The following is a 19,973-nucleotide window of genomic DNA, read 5'->3' as shown; positions in this document are numbered from 1 at the left end:
CAATTAAGTATTATTTTCTGATAAATACTGTATGCAACGTTCTCTTAATTCCCAAATTTCATTAAAGGATGCATTAATTTCCTCCTTCTCAATCCAATCTTTAAGATATTCTTGGTGGTAATTTACTTTAAAAGTTGCTACTTGATCTGGTCTAATTAATTCTTCTGAAAGCAGTGTTTTTTCTATCTTATCAAAGGATGCTCCTATAGATGTAATATCGATTCGTTCTCCATCTATTTTTAAATAACAATGTGCTTCAGGAATGTACCTCACCGCCGAATCTTTGAGCGTGTCACCAATATTAGTATTCGTTGCATTCATTCGATACATTGCTAATACTAATTTTACAGACTCTATTTCATGTTCATCTGCTATTGCTTTTAAAAAAGCATGTTTAGAGCTGCAACTTCCCTTTCCTTCCTTAAGTACTAAGGAAAGATCGTTTCTACTTTTATTTCTTCCGTAAGGTAACTTTTGAATATACAGTACAAGATCTTTCCAATTTGTAATTCCCTTACCTCTTACTTCAGTAGATAAAGGTTTCTTAGCTGTTATGAAAAAATCTAAGTTCAATTACAATGTATTTACTACTTTTCTAATAGCTACTAAATTCGATAATAGTTTTTCTAAATAATCTAAATGTAACATATTAGCTCCATCTGATTTTGCATTTGCAGGATCGAAATGTGTCTCCATAAATAGTCCGTCTACATTATTTACCACTCCTGCTCTAGCGATCGTTTCAATCATATCTGGTCGTCCACCAGTTACTCCAGAATTTTGATTTGGTTGTTGTAAAGAATGTGTCACATCTAATACCGTAGGTGCATAAGAACGCATTGTTGGAATTCCTCTAAAATCTACCAACATATCTTGATAACCAAACATTGTTCCTCTTTCTGTAATCCACACTTGGTCGTTCCCAGAATCTTTTACTTTTTTAACCGCATGTTGCATTGCTTCAGGGCTCATAAATTGTCCTTTCTTTAAGTTTACAACTTTTCCAGTTTTAGCAGCTGCTACAACTAAATCTGTTTGACGCACTAAGAATGCAGGAATTTGTAATACATCTACATATTCTGCAGCTTTGGCAGCATCTTCTATTTCATGTATATCAGTAATAGTAGGTACGTTAAAAGTATCGGAAACTTTTTTAAGAATTTTCAACGCCTTTTCATCTCCTATTCCAGTAAAACTATCAATTCTACTTCTATTCGCTTTTTTAAAACTACCTTTAAAAACAAATGGAATTTCTAATTTATCAGTAATTTCCACTACTTTTTCTGCAATTTTTAAGGCCATATCTTCACCTTCTATTGCACAAGGTCCAGCTAGTAAAAAAAAGTTATTTGAATTTGTATGTTTTATATTTGGAATATTTGATAAATTCATCGGTAAATTTTTGAACAAAACTACAAAATAATATTATCTAAGTCTAAACATTAAACCAAACATACATGAAAAGAATCTCTATATTTTTAATATTTTCTCTTTTGATTTTGTCTTGCAAACAGTATATAAATGCGCAAGAGACTAAAAGCAAAGAAAAAAAGACTGCTACAACTACTGTACAAATTAATCCTGCAACTGTAAAAAAACATTTATTCACTTTAGCTTCTGATGAAATGGAAGGTAGAGCTACTGGTACTCCAGGAATAGAAAAAGCTGCCCAATACATCGAAAATGAATTTAAGAGAATTGGTTTGTCTTATTATGGTGAATTAACTTCTTACAGACAAAACTTTAAACATAAAGATATTGAAATGTTTAATGTTATTGGTGTACTGGAAGGAAAAAGTAAAAAAGATGAATTTGTAATTGTTTCTGCACATTACGATCATTTAGGAGTTAAAAAAGAAGGAAAAGGAGATCTTATATATAATGGAGCAAATGACGACGCTTCTGGTGTTGTAGGTGTGTTAGCCCTTGCCGAATATTATGCTAAAAAAGACACTAATGAAAGAACTATTGTATTTGTATGTTTTACTGCTGAAGAGATGGGACTTATTGGTTCTAAGTATTTTGGTAAAGACATTGATGCAGATACATTTGTTGCAGGAATCAATTTAGAATTGATAGGAAAAGAACCTAAAACTGGTCCAAAAACAGCTTGGCTAACTGGCTTTGATCGTTCTAACTTTGGTAAAATCATTCAAAAAAATTTAAAAGGTACTGGTTACAAGTTATTTCCAGATCCTTACCCAGCATTTAATTTATTCTTTAGATCTGATAATGCTTCTTTGGCTAAATTAGGAGTTCCATCGCATACTTTTTCTACTACTCCTATTGATATCGATCCAGATTATCATAAAGTTACGGATGAAGCTTCAACATTAGATATTGGAATTTTAACTGAAACAATAAAAGCTGTAGCGATTGGTACTTCCTCTATTATTAATGGTAAAGACACACCAACAAGAGTAGTGATAAAATAACTTGTATTTATCACCTTTTTAAAATACACCTCTTTAAAAAACCACATCTTTAAAAATTGATGTGGTTTTTTATATACTCCTCTAAAAAAACTCACCTCCAATAGAAAACCCTATACTTTCATTACTATTTTAAGATATTTTCACTTATTTTTTATCAAAAACATAATTTAAAAAGCAAAAAACTAACTATTTCTTTATTTTTTAGACCTTTTTTTGATATATTCGTTTTCGAATTTTAAAAAACCCTTCAAACAAATGAAAAAACTAGTACTTAGCTTGGCTGTGGCTACGCTGATTATCTCATGCTCTAAAAATGACGAAATCCCACAACAAGCACTAGAACAGCAATCCGAATTATTATCAAAAGAAGCTATTAACAACAAAATCCAAGAGTCTATAGAAAAAACTGGAGATTTTGAGTGGATGAATACTGATGCCAATACTATATGGAGTGCAGTAACACATGGTAATAATTTATTAACTATTGGATACGGTAGTTCAGAAAGTGAATACCAGAAAAGTCCAAAAACCAATCTTATAAAGAATGATTTAATTCAGTTAGTAAGAAATTTAGAAAACGACGGCAAGTCTAACAAGTCACAAGACGAATTGTATGCTGATGAAATAATTAATGTAATTGATATTAAAGTTACAAAATTAAGTACTATTGAAACTTTACTTAAAGATCCTAATGTACGTTATTTAGAACCTGCAACTTATACTTTAAGTAACAATGATGAAACAAGATCTTCTGGTGGCTTCGGTTGTGGATACTCATCACAAACTATTTCATCATCAGATTACAGAACCGTAGCTCCTGGCGCAATGGTTCCTTGGAACTTTGATCTTCATAATATTCCTGCTGCTTGGAATTATAGTACAGGTAGAGGAGTTACAGTAGCTGTTATAGATACTGGTTTATCTCCAGAACAGAGATTAATGAATCAAGAATTTAATGATGGTTATTCTTCTGGAAGAACTGTTCAGAAATATGGAACATATGTAGATTCTTGGTGGGCATGGTCTAATAACTATGATGGTGTAAACGATAAATGTGGACATGGTACTAGTATGTCTTCAGTTGCTACTGCACCAAGAAACAACAATAACCTACCTGTAGGTGTAGCTTACAATGCTAACTTAGTAAGTTATAGAGCTGTTGCTAACGTTTTAATAGACGATTATCATGAAAAAAGAGGTGTTGCAGAAGCGTTAACTGCTTTAGGTAACAGAAGTGATGTTAAAGTTATTTCTATGTCTCTTGGGTCTCCTTTTAGCATTTCTAGAGTTAAAGATGCCATAAGATATGCATACAATAGAGGTAAAATGATTGTTGCAGCTGGTGGTACTTCTACTTCTTTTACAACTTGGTATGGAGTTATATTCCCTGCAAGTATGAGTGAAACAGTAGCAGTTACAGGAGTTAAAGAAGGACAATACTCTAAGTGTGATGTATGTCATACTGGATCTAAAATAGACTTTACTGTGCAAATGCAGAGAAATAATGGTACAAGCAATAAGGTTCCTGTATTAAGTTATTATAATGATGCTGCTAACTATGTTGGTGGTTCTTCTGTAGCGACAGCTACCACTGCTGGAATTGCTGCACTTGTTTGGGCTAAAAACCCTACTTGGACACGAGCACAAGTATTAGATAAAATGAAAAGAGCGGGTGAATTTTACCCTAATAAAAATTCAAGTTTTGGATACGGAAACATCGATGCTTTAAAGGCTGTTCGATAAAAATAGACCTATATGTATAATATATAAGGCTAAATAATCCTATACCATACTAACCAAATCTTAAAAGCTTCACAATAGTTTGTGAAGCTTTTTCTTTTTTATTTCTGTTTGGCATGAATTTAGTATTAAAAATTGAAAACTATTTAAATAACCTGTGCTAATAGTACATTTAACAGCTATTTTGTAACTTTCGCACGTTTTAATTAATTATCAATATCGAGATGAAAAAAATTACTTTTGCAGCTCTTTTATTTATTACAACTATGATATCTGCCCAAGATAGGGATGGTAATCTGTTTTATTCTACTGTAGAAAAAACAGATTCTATTTACAAAGCGAGTGTAGATATTTTTGAAGTTGGAAACATAGAATATATAGAAATAGAGCTTGTAGATGAGAATAAAGATGAATTAGCCTCTGCACTAGCTCAGTTAATTTCTAGAGATGGAAAATACTTTCTAAGTTTTCAGGAAAAAGAAAAACAAGTATTTCCTGAAGACATTAGTTTGACATTAAAGAATGAATACAACGATATTAAATATCCACAAATTAATATTAAGTTATTCGATAAACATTTAAGAGTCTTAGATTATTCTCAAAAAATCTTTTATTAGACACAAAACTTAAAAATCCCAAGCTTAAAACTTGGGATTTTTTATGAAGTATAATCACTATCTAATACATATATCTTAAAGCAGTAATATCATTGCTATTAAATTCACCATTCGTACTTAAATTAAAACAAGCTAACATAATAGAAGTTGGGTCGTAACCAGAAGGAGTTCCTGGAATTGGATTTGCTCCAATACTACCAACTCCTTCATTTACATTTTCACCACAACTTTGTCTAGAAAAATAATCTGTATGGCGTAGGCCTACAGCGTGCCCTATTTCATGTGTAATTACATGCTCATTTACATTCGTATTCAATGCTTCTAATCCATAAATTTGAATAAATTTAAATGGAGCTCCTTCTGCTGGAAAACCTGCAGAACCTCCACTACCACTTTGACTCGGATTATTATACACCACCATATCTTCTGATTGGTAATTTGCTCCAAAAGTTAGATTAAAATTAATAGATAAGTTTAGTCTATTATAATTATTTACAGCCCATTGTAAAGCAGTTTGAGCTTTACTAGAAAGGCCAAAACCTCCACCACCAGTATAGCCAATAATGTTAATTGTTGTGTTTTGAGCTACTAAATTGTTTGTGTGGTAATTTCTTCCTGAAAGTTCCTCTTCTAGGTTTGGTAAATTCAGAATTTGTTCTTCAGTCATATGGATATCTCCTTCTAACTGAATCATTGGTGTGGTGGTTCCGTCTGGTAATATAAAATCTACTTTTTTCACATCATTAGTGTTCATGTTTAAATCTGCTAACTTGCTTATGATTTCTTCTGATACACCATTTTGTTCTACATAAACTGGCTGTTCATTACTTTCCTCTGTTTGACATGAGAAAAAACTAGCCACAATTAAGAATAATGTAATTCGGGGGAACTTCATTGTTTTCATTTGTAAGTTTAGTTTTACGGTTTATACTATTTTAAAAGCGGAGTGATTTTTCTATAAAATCCCATTTTAGCGTTTTTTAATCTTTGTTGTAAGTAATTAAGTATAATTTTAAGATCAACCTAAAAGCCAATTTTCCCTAAATTTAAATTAGCAGTTAGAATCTTTTATATTATAAACAATAAGCTATGACGAGGATCTGACAATAAACTTTTAACTCTTAGTTTACCTAGAGTTTAACTTATCTATCTAAGAATAGATTTTTTTGTAAAGCTTTAAAAGTTATGAATTCAGATAAATGATTGTAGTTTTTATATACTACAGATAATCCCTTCATTTTTAATTATCCCGTGACTAAAAAACACTAAATATTTATTTTTCAGCACTATAAAGATGATAAAATATTATTAGTTTACCTCAGGAGAAATCCCTTTTTATAAAAAAATAAAATCCCGAGCAAAAGCTCGGGATTTTTCATGATCAACAAATAATAGTCTTCATTTGTTGTATTGTTTTGTGCTGCTTCTTAGTATAAATATCTTAAAGCAGTTACGTCATTGTTGTTAAACTCACCATCAGTACTTCCACTGAAACAAGCTAACATGATTGAAGTTGGGTCGTAACCTGATGGAGTTCCTGGAATTGGGTTTGCACCTATAGATCCAGCTCCTTCGTTTACATTTTGTCCACAGCTTTGTCTAGAGAAATAATCTGTGTGACGGAATCCAACTGAGTGACCAATTTCGTGTGTAATCACATGCTCATTTACGTTTGTATTAAATCCTTCTAACCCGTAAATTTGAACAAACTTAAATGGCGCTCCACCTGAAGGGAATCCTGCAGAACCTCCGCTACCACTTTCATTTGGATTGTTATAAACAACCATATCTTGCGGTTGGTAGTTTGTTCCATAAGTTAAATTAAAACTAATAGATAAGTTTAATCTGTTGTAATTGTTTACAGCCCATTGTAAAGCAGTTTGTGCTTTATTAGAAAGACCGAAACCTCCACCTCCTGTATAACCAATAATATTGATTACAGTATTTTGAGCCACTAAATTGTTTGTGTGATAATTTCTTCCAGATAACTCTTGTAAGTTAGGTAAGTTTAATGCTTGTTCTTCTGGCATATGGATATCACTTTCCATTTGAATCATAGGAATTGTTTTTCCATCAGGTAACAAAAAGTCTACTTTTTTAACGTTGTTAACGTTAACGTCAAAATCAGCTAACTTAGCAATTACTTCTGGTGAAACATTACTCTGAGCGGCCTCATTTACTTGCTCATTGTTTTCTGTTTGACATGCGAAAAAAGTACTAGCCCCAACTAGTAACAATGCAATTCGGGAGAATTTCATTTTTCTCATTTTTAATTTAGGTTTTAATGGTTTATAAAAAAATTTTAACGAAAATATAATATTTTATTAACAGTTTTAACAAGAATTTAATATTTCACAAAATTGAATTCAATGTTTACATTTAAACAATCTTGTCATTTTTTAAACATATAACAACCTAACAACCAAATCAATACAAACCCCTATAAAACCTAGCGAAATACTAGGAAAACTTTAAATTATAAGCATAAAAAAAGATTTTGAATGTGTGTTCAAAATCTTTTTATTTAACCAAACTTACTTATAAAATTAACTATAAAATTCTTTTTTTTTCTTTAAAAAGAGGAAACTTCTTCTAACCTCCCTCTCAACATTTACATGAAGAAGTCCTCTTTTGGGGATTACGATACTTAATTGAGGATTATAAGTATACCTTCTATTAATTATTAATTATTAATTACTATAATGAACTTATCTTTCTTAATTCTTACATTATTATGACACTCTTTTTCGAAAAAGTCACTAGCTATTATTTCATCCTTTTTAAAAAAAGAAACCCCAAACATAGTGTTTAGGGCATTCTTGTCTAACCAAACTTAGTATAAAAACTAACTACTACTCTCTTTTATATTTTTCAAAAAATAGGGCTTCTCTATACAATTGTACAAAAGAAGCCCATTTTAAGGGATTATTCTTGTATATATTGTTTTAATGAACTTTTTAAAGTTTTCTATTTTTAAGACACTACACTTTTCAAAAAGTCACTTATTTTTTTATTGAATAGTATTATAGTAGGTATTGTTTTTGAAAAACCTCGGATTTTACACCCGAGGTATTTTCGTCTAACCAAACTTAGTATAAAAACTAACTACTACTATTTTTAAAACTATGTGTAATCTCTTTAAAAGAGTTAGGCTTCTTTAAACTTTAAACTATATGTACGTAAAAGAAGCCTATTATTTTAAAGGACTATTACTATTTATATTATTACAATGAACGTTTCTTTTTAAAACAACACTTATTATTTTGTTGTTACATATAATAAGACACTGCTTTTTTTAAAAAGTCACTAATAGTCAAAAAAAAAGGTCAAAAAAAAATTTTTGACCTTTTTATTAATATAAATATTTTCGAAGTACCACTCGATGTTCTGGAATTGACTTATCGTAGTTTTCTACTAACAACTCAAGAATTTCTGGGGCTTGTTGCCCTATTTCTTTTTTAGACACAAATCTTGCAACATATAAATTGTATTGTTCTTTTTCTTTTTCAAAAATTAAAAAATGTTGAGCATTTAATTCTGTGTATGCAATTTCTTTTCCTGAAAAGGCTCCAGATTCATCTATAAAAAAATCTGAAAACTCATAATACTTAAAAACATTTTCCATCTATAGTTAAACGATTTCAGCAGAAAGTCCTAATTCTAACAACTTAGTACACCTTGGTTCCAATTCTTTGTACTCACCTGTTTTAACTGCACATTGACCTTTATAATGTACTAAGATTGTACATTGCTCTGCTTGTTCTAAAGTATGATCACAAACATTTACCAAACTATCGATTACAAAATCGAATGTGTTTACATCATCATTATAAAGAATAATTTCATGTTCTCTTGTTTCTTGTACAAGCACATCTAATTCTTCCTGGATCTTTTCTATTGTACTCATCTTTATTTATTTTAAATATTTAACCGCTACCCAATTATTACGTTCTATAACTGTATCTAGTTTTAAATTATAAGCACTTACTTCTTTATCTATTACTGGAATATCTTCTTGATAGAAGCCACTTAAAAGTAATACTCCATTATCGTTTAAAGAATTTACATAAGCTTGCATATCTTTTAATAAAATATTTCTATTTATGTTCGCTATAATAATATCATATTTTTTATTCGCTAATAATGCTACATCTCCTTCATAAGCTGTAATATGTTTACAGTTATTTCTTTCTACATTTTCTAACGAATTTATATAACACCAATTATCTATATCGATAGCATCTATGGGTTTTGCTCCTTTCATTTCTGCAAAAATTGCTAAAATTCCAGTTCCGCATCCCATATCTAGCACTTTCTTGTCTGTTACATCTAATGCTAATAAATGCTGAATCATCATATGTGTTGTTTCATGATGTCCAGTACCAAAACTCATTTTTGGTTCTATAACAATATCATAAGCTAAATTAGGATTCTCATGAAAAGGAGCTCGAATACTTACTTCATTATTTACTTGTATAGGCTCAAAATTTTTCTCCCATTCTTCATTCCAATTCACTTGAGTTATTTCCTTGTGTGAATACGTAATTTCAAACTCATCAGATGTTAATACAAAAACACCTTCTAAAATGCTTGGATTCCAATCATTCTTTTGAATGTATGCTGCGACTCCTTCTTCGTTTTCAACGAAACTTTCAAAGCCTAAGCCTCCTAATTCAGCTATTAAAATCTCTGTAGCTGGTTCTTTTGGAGTTACTTTAAAAATATATTCTATGTATATGTTATCCAATTAAATTGACTTTACGATTGCTGAAAAATCTTCTGCTTTTAAAGAAGCTCCACCTATTAATCCTCCATCTACATCTGGTTTAGAGAATATTTCTTCTGCATTATTAGGTTTTACACTTCCTCCGTATAAAATTGAAACTTCTTGTGCTAAAGCATCATTATATTCTTTTGCTAGTAAATTTCTAATAAAATAATGCATTTCTTGTGCTTGATCTGCTGTAGCTGTTTGACCTGTTCCGATGGCCCATACAGGTTCATAAGCTAAAATAATATTATTGTACGCTTCTGAACTTAATCCAAACAATGCATTTCTTAATTGCTCCTCTACTACTTTAAAATGATTTTCTGATGTTCTATCTTCTAATTGTTCTCCAAAACAAAAGATGACATCTAAACCATTGGCAATAGCTGTTTTCACTTTTAATGCTAAACTTTCATCTGTTTCATTAAAATATGCTCTTCTTTCAGAATGTCCTAAGATTACAATATCTATTCCGATATCTACTAGCATTTCTGCAGACACTTCTCCGGTAAAAGCTCCATTTTTTGCTTGATGTAAGTTTTGAGCTGAAACTTCTATTTTAGTTTCTTCTGTTTTTTTTACTGCTTGTTGTAAATTAACAAACGATGGTGCTATAATTACTCGAGTATTATCGAATTCAAATCCTTTTAATTCGTTTTTTAACTCTTTTATTAGTTTTTTAGTCTCGTTCAGGTTATTGTTCATCTTCCAATTACCTGCTACAATTTTTTTTCTCATTTTTTATTTACTTGATAATGCTTCTTTTAATTGAGGGCTCGTTGGATCTGTAATACCAGATACTAAAATTTCTCCCTTTTTATTTACAACCATATAACTAGGAATCTTAGTTATTTGTAAACTTTGTGCAAAACTACCTTTTAATGCTGAAGGTAAAAAATAATGTTCTCCTTTTATATCAAATCTTTCTATACCTCTTTTCCATTGTGCGGTATCTCTATCTATGGATAAAAACATAAAAACAGAATTAATATTCTTTTCTTTTAGTTTATTTACATGTGGAAGTCCTAATATGCATTCTTTACACCAAGATGCACATACTTCTACTAAGATGTTTTTTCCTTCATATTTTTCTAGAATTTCACTGAACTGAACTTTCTTTCCTTCCAGCGTTAAAAAAGTACCTTGCAATGCTCCTTGCGGCATTTTTTCTCCTTTTTTTGTTTGAGAACATCCAATAAAAGCGATGATGATTACTGCTATTGCAATTGATTTTATGTATGATATTTTTGTTTTTTTCATGATTGTGGCACTAAGGTTAGTTTAAAGCAGCGTCTAATTTTGGATCTTGTGGATTTGTAGCTCTCATTAAAATGATTTCTCCTTCTTCGTTTAAAACCATATAACGAGGAATTTGATCTAAATTGATAAATTCTCCAAAAGCTCCATCCCATTCAGATTTAAGGAAATAATAATCTCCATTAAAATCAAAACGCTCTATACCTCTTTTCCATCTTTTAATTGTTTTATCTAACGATAAAAATACAAAAGCTGCATCTGGATGTTTTTCCTTTAGTTTATTTACATAATGTAATCCCAAAATACAATCTTTGCACCAAGAGGCACATACTTCTAGCATTACTTTTTTTCCTTTGTATTTTTTTAATACTTCTTGGAGTGTTATGGGTTGTTCTTCAAAACTGATAAAACTTTCATTTAGAGCTGCTTGTGAAAAAGGAATAGGCTTTTCACCACTACACGCAAACATAAAAACTGTTGCGATGAGCAATACTAATTTCTTCATTATTAGGGATTTTAAAATTATTTACTAATGTACATTATTTTTTCAATGCTGCTACAATTCTTTCATCATTCGCCTTTACAGCATTAAAAACTGCTATTTTTCCTTCTTTATCTACTACTAAGTATCGTGGAATCCAAGATAAATCTAGAAAATCACCAAAAGAACCATCCCAACCTGAAGGTAATAGATAATGAACTCCTTTAACACGGTATTTTTCTATTCCAGTTTTTAACTCCACCAAATTACTATCTATCGATAAAAATAGAAACACCACATCTTGATATTCTTTTTGTAATTGTACAATGGTTGGCATTCCTTTTATACAATCTCCACACCATGTAGCCCAAACATCTATTAGTATTTTCTCTCCTTTATACTTTTCTAGAATATCTTTAAAAGGTAATTCTTTTCCTTCTAAAGAAATAAACGTGGCGTTTAAAGCTTTTTCTGAAAACTGTGTTTCAATTCTGGTTGTACAACTTACAAGGAATATAAATAGTAATAATAAATAGTTTTTCATTTATTCGAGTTTTTTAGAAACCTTAGCTGTTTTATATACTTTTATGGTTCCATTCTCATCTATTTTTAGAAACCTAGGGATACTTTTCAATTTTAAGAATTTTCCTAAAGCACCTTCTCCTTTTTTAGGAATATAATAGAACTGCCCTTTAGGTTTTATATGCTCCAAACCTCTTTTCCAATCGTAATAATTATGATCTACAGATAGAAAAATATATGCTTTATCTGGGTTTTCTTTTTGAAATTTCAACACATCATCAAAACTATCTTGACTTACTGGACAATAACTCGCAAAGATCTGTGCAAAAATTTGTTTTCCTTTATTTTTTTCTAAAACTTGTTGTAATGTAATTGAATCTCTATCGAGAGTTACTAATTTTTCATTTAATGCTGTATTATTAAACTTTTTTGGTTGAAAAACTGCGCAGCTTGATACAACTAACAATACTAAAATAAGAATACTATATTGTTTCATCATCCATTCAATTTAATTCTAGGGTCTAACCAACTGTATAAAATATCTACCAAAATATTTATAATTATAAATAACGTAGCTATTACTAAAACACTTCCCATTATAATAGGTAAATCTAAAGTATTTAATGCATTTACAATTTCTTTTCCAAGTCCATTCCAATTAAAAATATACTCTACAAATACTGCACCTGCTAGCATTGAAGCAAACCATCCTGAAATTGCTGTAACTACAGGATTCAATGAGTTTTTTAATGCATGATTTTTAATAACTTGATATGTATTCAATCCTTTTGCTCTTGCTGTTCGAATATAATCTTGGCTTAGTGTTTCTAATAAAGAGTTTCTCATTAATTGCACTACTACTGCTAAAGGGCGGATTCCTAATACTAATGCTGGAAGTATTAAATTTTTCCATTTGATATAAACTCCTTCACCGAAGTCATCTACCTCATACAAGCTTCCTGTCATATTTAAGTTCGTGTACTTATGTAATACAAATCCGAAAAACCAAGCAAATAAAATTGCAGAAAAGAACGAAGGCACACTCATTCCTAGCGTGCTGATAACTGTAATAATTCTATCGAATAATGAGTCTTTATATATAGCAGATACAACACCTAAAATAATTCCTATAAACAGTGCTGTAAAAATAGCGACTAATGCTAATACAGCTGTATTAGGTAAAGTTTCCCATATTACTTCACTTACACTTTTTCCATTCTTTTGAAACGAGTCTCTTAAATACGGATACTTTAGTACTGTTGTAGTAGTACCTATTGTAAAAAGAGGTGTATATACATACTTACCTGAGTTTAATGATGTATAATCTGTTTCATTTGTACTATGAAATGAAATTGGAGAAACATCATTTAAATAATAGCCATATTGCGTAGAAAGTGACTGATCGAACCCGTACTTTTTACGTATACTTTGTAATTGTTCGCTATCCTCTCTTTGTCCCATTAACATTCTTGCTGGATCGCCAGGCAACACATTAAAAAGAAAGAATATTACAGTTACAACTCCAAAAAGTGTTAGAATCCCGTAAAAAATTTTGCTTATTATATATTGAAACATCTAAAACAAAGATAACAGAAAGTTTAAAATATTTACTTTTGCGGAACAGATGAAAAGTTAAATGAATATTAGACTAAAATTTAGTTATTTATTTCCCTTCCTTGTTTTTTTAAATAGTTGCTCCTATTCTAAGAAACAAAAAGAAAGAGACCCTAAATCTGTAAAAAGTCTTACTGAAAAACAAATAGATACTATTAAACCAATTAATTCTGACATTAATCAAGATTGCATTTTTGATCAATCTACTCAGAATGATGGTTTTTTGAAAGATATTAACGAATTAAAAAATTACACTTGGGATTCTATAAAGAAAACAGCAACAATTAAAATTTCTGATCAAGAAATTTTAAAAATTCATAGAGGTGGTTGTGATCACTTTTCTTTAAATGCTGAATTCACTGTACCAAAATCTATTACATTCGATCATCACAAAGAATATATTTTTTCAAGAATTTTATGGGTATCTGAACTACTTTATAAATCAAGTTTTAAAGCAATTAAGGATGCTTTAAAAGACAATAAAATATCTATAACTCAAGAGTCTTCTCATTTTACTTTTATTAGCTTAACGCATGAAGAATTATATGAAAGCTTCTTTGTTACTTTTAAATCAGACAATACAGAATACAACACCTTTTCAATTTCATATTATATAAACTAGAATGACAACACAACAATTAGTAGCAGAAATTAGAAAAAAGAAATCGTTTTTATGCATTGGTTTAGATGTAGATTTAAACAAAATTCCAACGCATTTATTAACTGAAGAAGATCCTATTTTTGCTTTTAACAAAGAAATTATAGATGCCACACATCATTTATGTGTTGCATACAAACCCAATACTGCATTTTACGAAGCTTATGGTATAAAAGGTTGGAAAGCTTTAGAGAAAACAATTCAGTACATCAACACCAATCATCCAGAAATTTTCACGATCGCTGATGCTAAAAGAGGTGATATTGGTAATACCTCTACCATGTACGCTCAAGCTTTTTTCGAAGATTTAGCTTTTGATTCTGTTACTGTAGCTCCTTATATGGGAAAAGATTCTGTTGAACCTTTTTTAGCTTTTGAAGACAAACACACTATCTTACTTGCCTTAACTTCTAATCAAGGTGCTTTTGATTTTCAAACAAAACTTATAGACAATAAAGAAGTATATAAGCATGTATTAGAAACGTCTAAAACATGGAAAAATGCTCATAATTTAATGTATGTAGTTGGTGCAACTAAAGCTGAATATTTAGCTGATATTAGACGAATAACACCCAACAGTTTCTTATTAGTTCCAGGTGTAGGTGCACAGGGTGGAAATTTACAAGAGGTTTGCAAGTACGGTATGACTGATGATATTGGCTTATTAATTAACTCTTCTAGAGGAATTATTTACGCTGCAAATGACAGTAATTTTGCAAAAGCTGCTGCTAGTAAAGCAAAAGAATTACAACAGCAAATGGAAACTATTTTAAAATAAAAAAGTCAAGGTTAACAACTCCTTGACTTATATTGATTGATTAATTCAAACAACTATACATAAAAACTTTACGTTAGCCGTTACACAAATGTAAATATTACTGTTTTTCACTAATGTACATTTGATATGAACATCTTATATTTTGAATTAAACAGACTGAATTCTAAGTTTAAAAACCATAGAATTCAGTCTTATTTTTTTATTCCAATTTTATTTAATTAATTCTTGAAAATTAATTGATAAATGGATTGTTTTGAATTTCAGATTGTGGAATTTCAAATACTAATCTATCATCGTTATATGGAATTGATTCTCCAGCTAAATAAATATGATTTGCTCCCCTTACTAAAGTCGCTTTGTTACGCTTTAATGCTAAGAAACTTTTACCTTCTCCCCAGAATTCAATTCTAGTTTGTAAATAAATTTCATTTAAAAGATCTTGTCCAGATAAAGTATCTACATATGCATAATCAGCAGGGTTATCAAATCGATGAGCTAATACTTCTTTTAATCTAGTTCTAGCTGCTCCTTCTAATCCTTCTCTTGCAGATAATTCTGCAGATAACATATACATTTCATCAATTCTCATGTAAATGTAATCTGAATCAATATTTCTTTGTCCTCTAAATATTCTTTTTGCATCATAGAACTTATTTATTGGAGATAAATAAGTACTTGTTGAAGCTGCATTTGTACCAAACTGAGTTTTTCTAACGTCTTCATCTTTTATAGAACCAAATAATCCTGAATCAATTTGTTTTAAATCTCCAAAAGACTGGTAACTAAATGTAAAGTAATCCATTTGTCCCCACCAAGAAATTAGGTCTAATCCATTATCAGTTGTGATATCTACTCCCCACATCCAACTTGGATTTTCATTTACATTATTAAATCCTCCAGTTGCTTTTTCTTTTGTTGTTAATGGAAATGCTCCTCCGTTAATAACTTCTTCTGCTAGTTCTCTAGCTCTTGTGTTATCAGCAGATGAACCTCTTGCAGCATATACATATGCTAAAAGACCTTTAGCTACATCTTTATTAACTTGATAAAGATCTGTTCTGCTATAGCTATCTAATAAGACAATCGCATCTTCTAAATCTTTAATCATTAACTGATACACTTCTTCTGTAGTGCTTTGAGCTGCAGCTCCAGAATTAGCTTCTGTATAGATTGGTAAAACTTTTGAGCTTGCAGAATACTCAGGAATATAGAACTGAGTTAAATAGAAATAAGCATAAGCTCTTATGGCCTTCGCTTGTCCCATTGAAGTTCTGTTAGCATCTGTAATAACAGCATCATTCCCTCCTAATGACTTGATAACTAAATTACTTGCATTTATTACTCTATAGTAATATCTCCAAGCCATGTAATTCGGCTTTGTAAATGTAAAGTCATTTGTAGCTACTAACTGCGCTAAACTACTATATCTGTTATAAATATTCTGAGCTAACGCCATATCTCCAGAAAGTATATCAGACATAATATCGTATCCTTTCTGACCAAAATCTTCGTGACTAGTAGTTCCTCCTGTTCCAGTTTGGAACATCATTTCATAAACTCCTCTTAAAGTTCCTTCTAAAACACCAGAATATGTTTCTCCTGTTGTACTTACATCTTCTACAGAAACAGTTTCTGTTGGGCTTGTCTCAAGGAATTCGTCACTACAACTAAAAAAAGTTGTAGTAATACCTATTAACAATAGTGGTTTTATATATTTTTTCATCATTTTAATTTCTTTAAAATTTAGCTCTTACTCCAAAAGTAATAGTAGATAATGGCTGGTAACGGTATACATCAGAAGCTCCTGTTTCAGAAGTTGTTGGATTAAATCCGTCACGCTTAGCTAATAAGAATAAATTATCTCCCGAAATCCATAGGTTTAATCCTTTAATACCTGACTTTTCAATAAAAGTTGATGGTACTGTATATCCTAATCTTACATTACTTAATGATAAATAATCTGTAGATGTTACAAAACGAGATGATATAGAATTCACTCTTAAATTTCTATCACTAATTAATCTTGGTACATCGGTTACATCTCCTGGTTGTTTCCAGCTGTTTCTTATATCTGTATGCCAGTTACTTGAACCAATTTGGTCATTACTCATTAAACCTGCATATACACCATCATAAGCATAACCTCCTAAACTATATCCGAATAAAGTACTTAATGTAAAGTCGTAGAATTTAGCGTTAATTCTGAAAGCTCCTCTTATTGTAGGAATAATAGACTTATCAATATACTTTTGAGTAGCGTTACTATAATTGTTAGTTGTAGTTCTTGTTACTTCATTATTTGGAAATTGATTTTGGTATTCTGATAAACTTTGAATTCCTTCTCCGCTATCTACCACTCCATTATTATTTGCATCGTGGTAGTACTGATACCATAAAGGATCTCCTGTTTGTGTATCTACTCCAGCCCATTCTCTCATATAAAAATCATAAATACTATGACCTTTTGAACGACCATAAGATCCTGCGATATCTAAGAATTTTCTTTCTCCAGTTGATGGGTCTAATGGCATTTCTGTTAACTCGTTAGTATACATTTCTCCATTAATTCCAAAATCTAACTTAAAGTTATCTTTCTTGATTAAGTGAGCATTTATGTCAAATTCAAGTCCAGAGTTTCTTAATTTTCCATCATTTACATCTAAAATTGCATTTCCTGTTGATGGTGCTAATCTTGTTTCAAAAATCAGATCTTCTGTATTTTTGATGTAGTAATCTACAGACGCATCAATTGTATTATTAAATAATGTAAACTCTAATCCTGTTTGGAACATTTTAGAAGTTTCCCACGTTAACTCTGGATTTTGAATTGCATTTGGTCTTAAAGAGATTTCTCCTCCTAAGTTACCAATTGTATATGTATCTTGTCCTGAGAAAATACTTACACCTGCTTGATCTCCTAAAATACCATAACTAGCTTTTAATTTTAAGAAATTAACAAAATCAACACCAGACATAAAGTTTTCTTCAGAAATTACCCATGAAGCACCTACAGAACCGAAAGTTCCCCATTTATTCTTAAAGAATCTTGAAGAACCATCACGTCTTACAGATCCAGAGAAATAATATTTACCTTTATAGTTATAAGATAATTGTCCGAAATAACTCTCTAATGCAGTCTTTGTACTATATCCTGTAGCAGGAGATGAATTTACTACATAGTTATTAGGGTCTGTTAATCCATTTACTAAATTAACTACTTTGTTTTTACTAATAGTACTTGTTTGGAATTCTCTTTGGTTAGTTTCGTGTGCTACTAAAGCAGAAATTGTATGATCACCAAAACTTGTATTATATCTAAAGATATTTAAGAAGTTTTGTGTTAAAGCATCTGAATTTCTTTTAAATAAGCTACCATTTTGCGCTACAGCAAAACCATAGAATGGATTTTGAACATTGTTATAAACTCTACTATAATATTGAGCACCATACTGACTTTCAAACTCTAAACCTTCTAATAAAGAAACTTTAAATGAGAAGTTACCGTTTAACGAGTGACGATCTGCTCCAATAAAATTATATACTGCATTACCGATAGCATTTGTATTACCACCAAAACCTCTTGATCCGTAATCATATTGTAATCCACCGTATTTTGGATCTTCAACAACATCTCCATTTGCATCTCTTAAGAATAATGGATAAATCGAAGGAATATTATCTACAAACCAGAAAACACTTCCTGAATCCTCTGATTGTCCATTCTGGATAGTTTTTCCTAATGTATATCCAATATTTGCTTTTGCTGTTAACCATTCTGCTGGTTTGTGAGTAATGTTTAACCTAGAAGCATATCTTTTATATCCTGAATTCACAGAATACCCTTGATCATCTAAATAACCAAAAGAGCTAAAGTATCTAGTATCTTCATTTCCTCCACTCATTTTAACATTTGCTTCTGTTCTTATTGAAGGTTGGAAAGCAAAATCTCCCCAGTTTTCTGGAGTATATCTTCTAGATAATCCTGGTCTTACTTTTCCTGTTGTAGGATCTATAATTTGAGAAACATCATTCGTATTAAAGTAGTTATATGAACTAGGAATACCTCTACTTGAAAATAAGTTTAGATTAGCATAAGCTACTGCATCAGTTGCTGGATTTATATCTAATCCTCGGTTTGCTATTGCCTCCCAAGATAACTCTATATACTCATCCGGAGACCTAACTACATCATATCTAGGCAATAACTGAAAATTAACACCAGTTTTTAAATCAACCTCAACAGATTTAGTTCCAGTTTTTCCTGCCTTTGTTGTAATCATAATTACCCCGTTAGCACCTCTAGAACCATAAATTGCTGTAGCAGCTGCATCTTTTAATACAGTTGTAGTTGCAATATCCGCTGGGTTAATAGAGTTTATTGAACCAGAGAAAGGAACTCCATCTACTACGTATAAAGGTGCTCTGTTACCATTTACAGAACCAAATCCACGAATACGAATAGTTGCTACTGTTCCTGGTTGTCCAGAAGTATTAATTACATTTACTCCGGCAACCTCTCCTGCTAACGCTTGAGAAACATTAGAAATACTTTTAGCTTCAATATTTTCTGCCTTTACTACTTTTGCCGTACCTGTAAAAGATTGTTTAGTTGTAGTGTTATATCCTACTACTACAATTTCATCTAATATTTGTCCACTTTTTAAAGCGACGTCGATTTTGTTAGCTGCTCCTACTACTATTTCTTGTGTTTCTAAACCTACAAAGCTAAACACTAGGGTATCTCCGGTTTTTACTTTGATTGAGTATTTACCGTTGAAATCTGTTTCAACCCCTTTCATAGTATTTTTAACAATTACTGTAGCTCCAGGTAACGGACCTACATCATCAGATACAATTCCTTCTACTATCTTCTCTTGTGCATTCACTTTAAGTATGATGCCTAAAAAGAATAGCAAATACATTGCATTTTTAAAACATACGTTCATAAACTATTTAATTTAATTGATTTGAGGCCCTAAATATATTGGCATCAAATTTTCATTAACACAGTTTTGATGCAGAACACCTCGATTTTGATGCAAACAACTTGTTTTTTGAACCTAAGAAAACAGGTGTTAAAATCAAGTTATATCCATGTTAAAC

General features: G+C 30.7%; 20 protein-coding genes. 5 read left to right on the top strand and 15 right to left on the bottom strand.

Translation table 11 applies throughout. From position 1 onward, the window contains the following. Positions 1–3: 3 nt before the first annotated feature. Together ACKTTC_RS20015 and kdsA are read right to left on the bottom strand one after the other, a co-directional pair. Positions 4–573 (bottom strand): hypothetical protein, encoded by a 570-nt coding sequence (locus ACKTTC_RS20015; RefSeq protein ID WP_408041645.1) that lies wholly within the window; start codon positions 571–573, stop codon positions 4–6. Beyond that, positions 574–1,392, bottom strand: coding sequence for a 3-deoxy-8-phosphooctulonate synthase (gene kdsA / locus ACKTTC_RS20010; RefSeq protein ID WP_408041644.1), 819 nt, complete (start codon positions 1,390–1,392; stop codon positions 574–576). It lies immediately after the preceding gene. Between the two features lie 65 nt (positions 1,393–1,457). Here kdsA and ACKTTC_RS20005 point away from each other — a divergent pair, with 65 nt between their 5' ends. The 3 genes from ACKTTC_RS20005 to ACKTTC_RS19995 all read left to right on the top strand — a co-directional run bounded on the left by ACKTTC_RS20005 (position 1,458) and on the right by ACKTTC_RS19995 (position 4,792). Next, positions 1,458–2,435 carry a M20/M25/M40 family metallo-hydrolase gene (locus tag ACKTTC_RS20005; protein ID WP_408041643.1) on the top strand — a complete coding sequence of 326 codons (978 nt, stop codon included), beginning with the start codon at positions 1,458–1,460 and terminating at the stop codon, positions 2,433–2,435. A gap of 255 nt (positions 2,436–2,690) precedes the next feature. Then, positions 2,691–4,178 carry a S8 family peptidase gene (locus ACKTTC_RS20000; protein WP_408041642.1) on the top strand — a complete coding sequence of 496 codons (1,488 nt, stop codon included), beginning with the start codon at positions 2,691–2,693 and terminating at the stop codon, positions 4,176–4,178. Positions 4,179–4,399: 221 nt separating this feature from the next. Further along, positions 4,400–4,792 (top strand): hypothetical protein, encoded by a 393-nt coding sequence (locus tag ACKTTC_RS19995; protein ID WP_408041641.1) that lies wholly within the window; start codon positions 4,400–4,402, stop codon positions 4,790–4,792. Positions 4,793–4,853: 61 nt separating this feature from the next. On the opposite strand, the gene ACKTTC_RS19990 is transcribed toward ACKTTC_RS19995, so the two are convergent. From ACKTTC_RS19990 to ACKTTC_RS19940, 11 genes are all read right to left on the bottom strand, one after another. Continuing rightward, positions 4,854–5,687, bottom strand: coding sequence for a M57 family metalloprotease (locus ACKTTC_RS19990; protein WP_408041640.1), 834 nt, complete (start codon positions 5,685–5,687; stop codon positions 4,854–4,856). 532 nt (positions 5,688–6,219) lie between these two features. Next, the gene (locus tag ACKTTC_RS19985; protein ID WP_408041639.1) at positions 6,220–7,050 is read right to left on the bottom strand and encodes a M57 family metalloprotease; all 831 of its coding nucleotides are present in this window, start codon (positions 7,048–7,050) and stop codon (positions 6,220–6,222) included. Between the two features lie 1,094 nt (positions 7,051–8,144). Further along, on the bottom strand, positions 8,145–8,417 hold the full coding sequence (locus ACKTTC_RS19980) for a hypothetical protein (protein ID WP_408041638.1): 273 nt from the start codon (positions 8,415–8,417) through the stop codon (positions 8,145–8,147). Between the two features lie 6 nt (positions 8,418–8,423). Further along, the gene (locus ACKTTC_RS19975; protein ID WP_408041637.1) at positions 8,424–8,699 is read right to left on the bottom strand and encodes an ATP-dependent Clp protease adaptor ClpS; all 276 of its coding nucleotides are present in this window, start codon (positions 8,697–8,699) and stop codon (positions 8,424–8,426) included. A 6-nt stretch (positions 8,700–8,705) separates the two neighbouring features. Then, positions 8,706–9,539, bottom strand: a complete 834-nt coding sequence (prmA, locus tag ACKTTC_RS19970) for a 50S ribosomal protein L11 methyltransferase (RefSeq protein ID WP_408041636.1) — start codon at positions 9,537–9,539, stop codon at positions 8,706–8,708. Then, positions 9,540–10,298, bottom strand: a complete 759-nt coding sequence (tpiA, locus tag ACKTTC_RS19965) for a triose-phosphate isomerase (RefSeq protein WP_408041635.1) — start codon at positions 10,296–10,298, stop codon at positions 9,540–9,542. It abuts the gene before it with no gap. Between the two features lie 3 nt (positions 10,299–10,301). After that, positions 10,302–10,820 carry a TlpA family protein disulfide reductase gene (locus tag ACKTTC_RS19960; RefSeq protein WP_408041634.1) on the bottom strand — a complete coding sequence of 173 codons (519 nt, stop codon included), beginning with the start codon at positions 10,818–10,820 and terminating at the stop codon, positions 10,302–10,304. 16 nt (positions 10,821–10,836) lie between these two features. Then, complete coding sequence (locus ACKTTC_RS19955) at positions 10,837–11,322, bottom strand: TlpA family protein disulfide reductase (protein ID WP_408041633.1); 486 nt, start codon at positions 11,320–11,322, stop codon at positions 10,837–10,839. A gap of 34 nt (positions 11,323–11,356) precedes the next feature. Then, positions 11,357–11,842 (bottom strand): TlpA family protein disulfide reductase, encoded by a 486-nt coding sequence (locus ACKTTC_RS19950; protein WP_408041632.1) that lies wholly within the window; start codon positions 11,840–11,842, stop codon positions 11,357–11,359. Next, positions 11,843–12,319, bottom strand: a complete 477-nt coding sequence (locus ACKTTC_RS19945; protein ID WP_408041631.1) for a TlpA family protein disulfide reductase — start codon at positions 12,317–12,319, stop codon at positions 11,843–11,845. Further along, positions 12,316–13,395, bottom strand: coding sequence for an ABC transporter permease (locus tag ACKTTC_RS19940; protein WP_408041630.1), 1,080 nt, complete (start codon positions 13,393–13,395; stop codon positions 12,316–12,318). The genes ACKTTC_RS19945 and ACKTTC_RS19940 overlap by 4 nt, the downstream gene beginning before the upstream one ends. A gap of 61 nt (positions 13,396–13,456) precedes the next feature. Between ACKTTC_RS19940 and ACKTTC_RS19935 the strand changes: the two genes are divergently transcribed. Together ACKTTC_RS19935 and pyrF are read left to right on the top strand one after the other, a co-directional pair. Then, complete coding sequence (locus ACKTTC_RS19935; RefSeq protein WP_408041629.1) at positions 13,457–14,056, top strand: hypothetical protein; 600 nt, start codon at positions 13,457–13,459, stop codon at positions 14,054–14,056. A gap of 1 nt (position 14,057) precedes the next feature. Beyond that, on the top strand, positions 14,058–14,870 hold the full coding sequence (pyrF, locus tag ACKTTC_RS19930; protein ID WP_408041628.1) for an orotidine-5'-phosphate decarboxylase: 813 nt from the start codon (positions 14,058–14,060) through the stop codon (positions 14,868–14,870). Between the two features lie 232 nt (positions 14,871–15,102). On the opposite strand, the gene ACKTTC_RS19925 is transcribed toward pyrF, so the two are convergent. Next, the gene (locus tag ACKTTC_RS19925; RefSeq protein ID WP_408041627.1) at positions 15,103–16,596 is read right to left on the bottom strand and encodes a RagB/SusD family nutrient uptake outer membrane protein; all 1,494 of its coding nucleotides are present in this window, start codon (positions 16,594–16,596) and stop codon (positions 15,103–15,105) included. Between the two features lie 10 nt (positions 16,597–16,606). Continuing rightward, positions 16,607–19,816, bottom strand: a complete 3,210-nt coding sequence (locus tag ACKTTC_RS19920) for a SusC/RagA family TonB-linked outer membrane protein (RefSeq protein ID WP_408041626.1) — start codon at positions 19,814–19,816, stop codon at positions 16,607–16,609. Positions 19,817–19,973 lie beyond the last annotated feature (157 nt).

Source organism: Tenacibaculum amylolyticum (assembly GCF_964511145.1).
GTDB lineage: Bacteria > Bacteroidota > Bacteroidia > Flavobacteriales > Flavobacteriaceae > Polaribacter > Polaribacter amylolyticum.
This window is presented reverse-complemented; position numbering and strand designations above follow the sequence as displayed.

Bases quoted from the DNA above. Each gene is read 5' to 3' on its own strand.
- kdsA (WP_408041644.1), bottom strand. From the start codon at position 1,392: ATGAATTTATCAAATATTCCAAATATAAAACATACAAATTCAAATAAC.
- ACKTTC_RS20005 (WP_408041643.1), top strand. From the start codon at position 1,458: ATGAAAAGAATCTCTATATTTTTAATATTTTCTCTTTTGATTTTGTCT.
- ACKTTC_RS20000 (WP_408041642.1), top strand. From the start codon at position 2,691: ATGAAAAAACTAGTACTTAGCTTGGCTGTGGCTACGCTGATTATCTCA.
- ACKTTC_RS19995 (WP_408041641.1), top strand. From the start codon at position 4,400: ATGAAAAAAATTACTTTTGCAGCTCTTTTATTTATTACAACTATGATA.
- ACKTTC_RS19990 (WP_408041640.1), bottom strand. From the start codon at position 5,687: ATGAAGTTCCCCCGAATTACATTATTCTTAATTGTGGCTAGTTTTTTC.
- ACKTTC_RS19985 (WP_408041639.1), bottom strand. From the start codon at position 7,050: ATGAAATTCTCCCGAATTGCATTGTTACTAGTTGGGGCTAGTACTTTT.
- ACKTTC_RS19980 (WP_408041638.1), bottom strand. From the start codon at position 8,417: ATGGAAAATGTTTTTAAGTATTATGAGTTTTCAGATTTTTTTATAGAT.
- ACKTTC_RS19975 (WP_408041637.1), bottom strand. From the start codon at position 8,699: ATGAGTACAATAGAAAAGATCCAGGAAGAATTAGATGTGCTTGTACAA.
- tpiA (WP_408041635.1), bottom strand. From the start codon at position 10,298: ATGAGAAAAAAAATTGTAGCAGGTAATTGGAAGATGAACAATAACCTG.
- ACKTTC_RS19960 (WP_408041634.1), bottom strand. From the start codon at position 10,820: ATGAAAAAAACAAAAATATCATACATAAAATCAATTGCAATAGCAGTA.
- ACKTTC_RS19955 (WP_408041633.1), bottom strand. From the start codon at position 11,322: ATGAAGAAATTAGTATTGCTCATCGCAACAGTTTTTATGTTTGCGTGT.
- ACKTTC_RS19950 (WP_408041632.1), bottom strand. From the start codon at position 11,842: ATGAAAAACTATTTATTATTACTATTTATATTCCTTGTAAGTTGTACA.
- ACKTTC_RS19945 (WP_408041631.1), bottom strand. From the start codon at position 12,319: ATGATGAAACAATATAGTATTCTTATTTTAGTATTGTTAGTTGTATCA.
- ACKTTC_RS19940 (WP_408041630.1), bottom strand. From the start codon at position 13,395: ATGTTTCAATATATAATAAGCAAAATTTTTTACGGGATTCTAACACTT.
- ACKTTC_RS19935 (WP_408041629.1), top strand. From the start codon at position 13,457: ATGAATATTAGACTAAAATTTAGTTATTTATTTCCCTTCCTTGTTTTT.
- pyrF (WP_408041628.1), top strand. From the start codon at position 14,058: ATGACAACACAACAATTAGTAGCAGAAATTAGAAAAAAGAAATCGTTT.
- ACKTTC_RS19925 (WP_408041627.1), bottom strand. From the start codon at position 16,596: ATGATGAAAAAATATATAAAACCACTATTGTTAATAGGTATTACTACA.
- ACKTTC_RS19920 (WP_408041626.1), bottom strand. From the start codon at position 19,816: ATGAACGTATGTTTTAAAAATGCAATGTATTTGCTATTCTTTTTAGGC.